The 2,645-nt window shown below is 43.6% G+C and carries 2 protein-coding genes and 1 pseudogene; all 3 read right to left on the reverse strand.

The features are described from left to right. Positions 1-311, reverse strand: a pseudogene (locus ACLQ6D_RS06370) (2-hydroxypropyl-CoM lyase); the annotation flags it as partial. Between the two features lie 199 nt (positions 312-510). Continuing rightward, positions 511-723 carry an FmdB family zinc ribbon protein gene (locus ACLQ6D_RS06375; protein ID WP_411726451.1) on the reverse strand — a complete coding sequence of 71 codons (213 nt, stop codon included), beginning with the start codon at positions 721-723 and terminating at the stop codon, positions 511-513. A 48-nt stretch (positions 724-771) separates the two neighbouring features. After that, positions 772-2,187 carry an aldehyde dehydrogenase family protein gene (locus ACLQ6D_RS06380; protein ID WP_411726452.1) on the reverse strand — a complete coding sequence of 472 codons (1,416 nt, stop codon included), beginning with the start codon at positions 2,185-2,187 and terminating at the stop codon, positions 772-774. Positions 2,188-2,645 lie beyond the last annotated feature (458 nt).

Genomic DNA, 2,645 nt, shown 5'->3' on the forward strand with positions numbered 1-2,645 from the left:
GCGGAATGTAAACGGCTATAAATAGGGAAACCGAGATGGCTTCCCGATAAATCATAGCCTAGCCTGTTGTAATAGTAGTAAAGCGCAGCATCGGCATAGTTGTCGCCATGAAGTCGGCCATCCGTGATAATATCCAGGCCGGCATTGACTTGATCGGTCACGATAGCCGCCATTGCATCCTCCAGCGCCTCCCGCCACATGGCATCCGGCGGCTGTCGGTCACCCTTGAAATGTCTTGCAAAATCAGCATCCCACCATCTTGGATTGGGATAATTGCCTACCATACTTGTTGGAATCAATACCTTATTCATGTTGCACCTCTTTTATAGTTTTTATAGTTATTTTTTGGTGGTTCTCCGGGATTTATTCGTTGTCAAATTCAAACAGGTATTAAAGACGCGACACCTCCTTTTAGTTAATTTAGTTGGTATTACAGAAGCATATCGTTAACTTCTAATTTAATAATTACGCACTTATGCTTTAAAAAACCTGTTTTAATTACAGTTTAGATTAAAAATTGTTTCTACTTGTACCCCCACAACAAGGGCATCCAACAGCATGTTCATTCTCCAAGGGATGAATGTTTTCATAGATATGAATGAGGTTCGTTTCATGACTGCCACATTGAGAACAAACCCACTCTTTGGGTTCTTTTGTATTCGCCATTACCAAGCCTGTGAATTGATGATTACACTTAGGGCATTTGAGTTCATAAATAGGCATTAGTTTCTCTAATGGTAGTATGAAAAAGCATTCGAATAGGCAATAGGGTTATAAACGGCCATATTTCTGCCAATGTTTTTCAAAAAGATAAGTCTCATCAAGTGGTCTGGATTTGATTGGCCGTGAAACCCAGGTCAGGTTAACCATGTGACGGGCATTGACATTTTCCGTCGTTATATTTCCTCCCCAGGTTCCACAACTTAAGCTTAAGGTATAAGGCAGACCGTTTCGCGGACTGCCCGCACCTTCATTCAAACTCTGGTTGACCATCACCCTTGCGGTCTTGGTTTGCATTGCCAACGCCATCGCATTGTCGTCATTGGTCGTATGAATGCCGCACGTGTGACCCTGCCCCTGATACTCCGTAATAGCGTTAACTTGACTTATGGCGTTGTTAATGTCGCCAAAATATTTATATAGCGATAGTACGGGCGACAGTTTTTCCCCTGAAAAAGGATGCTCAGAGCCAGCGCCATTTTCCTCCACGATCAAACAACTACAGTCTTCGGGTACATTGAAGCCAGCCAACTTTGCGATATGGGTTGGCGATTTTGCGATTACATCAACGCACGGAATATGGTTTTCAGGCGTAGGCCACATCAGCCGTTGTAATTTGTCTTTTTCATCCGCGTTACAAAGATAAGCGCCCAATTTTTGCAGGCGTTCGGTTAAGCCGTCATAAATCGACTCTTGTGCAACTACCGAATTATCGGCCAGACAACTGGTCGCAAAATCAAATTTCTTGGCTATCACAATCGTATTGGCTGCATCATCCAGATCGGCCGTTTCATCAACCACATGGACTGAATTACCGACCCCAACACCATAAGCCGGTGTGCCGGAACTGTAAGCCGCTTTCACCATCGCGGCACCACCCGTTGCAACAATCAAATCCGCTTGCTGCATCAATTGTTGGGTTTTAGGAAGTGACGGTTTTTCAATAACTTGCACCAAATCGGCAGGAGCGCCAACCTGTTCACAGGCTTCGCGCATGAACTTCACGGTCAATTCTGTCGTTTTTTGCGTTCGGGGATGGGCGGCTACGATAATGGCATTGCGGCCTTTCAAGGCCAGCAGCGTTTTTAAAGGCGGTGTCGCATCAGGGCCTGTCGTTGGAATAAGCGCAGCAATAACTCCCACCGGTTTTGCGATTTTAATTAGGCCTTTTTCGGGAATTTCCTCAACAATACCGACGGTTTTCACTTCCTGCATATCGCGCAAAGTTCCCATACATCGGTTACGAATCTTGCTAAATTTATCGATATAATTGCCAAAACTGCCCTCATTAACCGCCAGATTCGCCAATTCTTTTGCGCGGTCTTCCCTAACGATAGCCCAACAAACCGCAGTCACCAATTCATCAACCTGGTCTTGGGTGTAATTAGCGATCTTCTTTTGGGCAGTGCGGGCTTTTTGAATATAAACCGCTATTTCATTAACCTCTGGTTGAGTATTTGCATTCATGGAAATTCCAATGATTTTGTAATGATCTGCATGAATTAAAGCTACATCTTGTTGCAACTTACGTCAAGCGGCTTATGATTTAGACGCAATAATAATTTCTTACATTAAATCAATTTGTTAACGTTATTCGCCCTAAACTGTGCCGTTCTTGTTAGCCACTAACTTAAAGCGGCAATGCCCATCCCCCAGCTATGTAGCTTGATTTGCTATTTGTTGAGCAACGTCATGATAGGTGCAATTAGTTTTGAATCAGAGGTTACTTGAGTGCATGTAATCAGAGAGTCCTTGAATTGAAGGTCTGTTAATCCCTACCTTAAAGTCCGCTTTCTTCCAGTCGTGAGTGGCTGGAGTTGGCCGGTTTGAGCCGATCAATTAGTGAACTATTCCTTTTTACAGTGTAAGTAAAGTTCAAAACTTATTTCTGAACATGTGAGATCACATTCAGACTTTTACACATA

It is taken from the genome of Methyloglobulus sp., from assembly GCF_046714055.1.
Lineage (GTDB): Bacteria > Pseudomonadota > Gammaproteobacteria > Methylococcales > Methylomonadaceae > Methyloglobulus.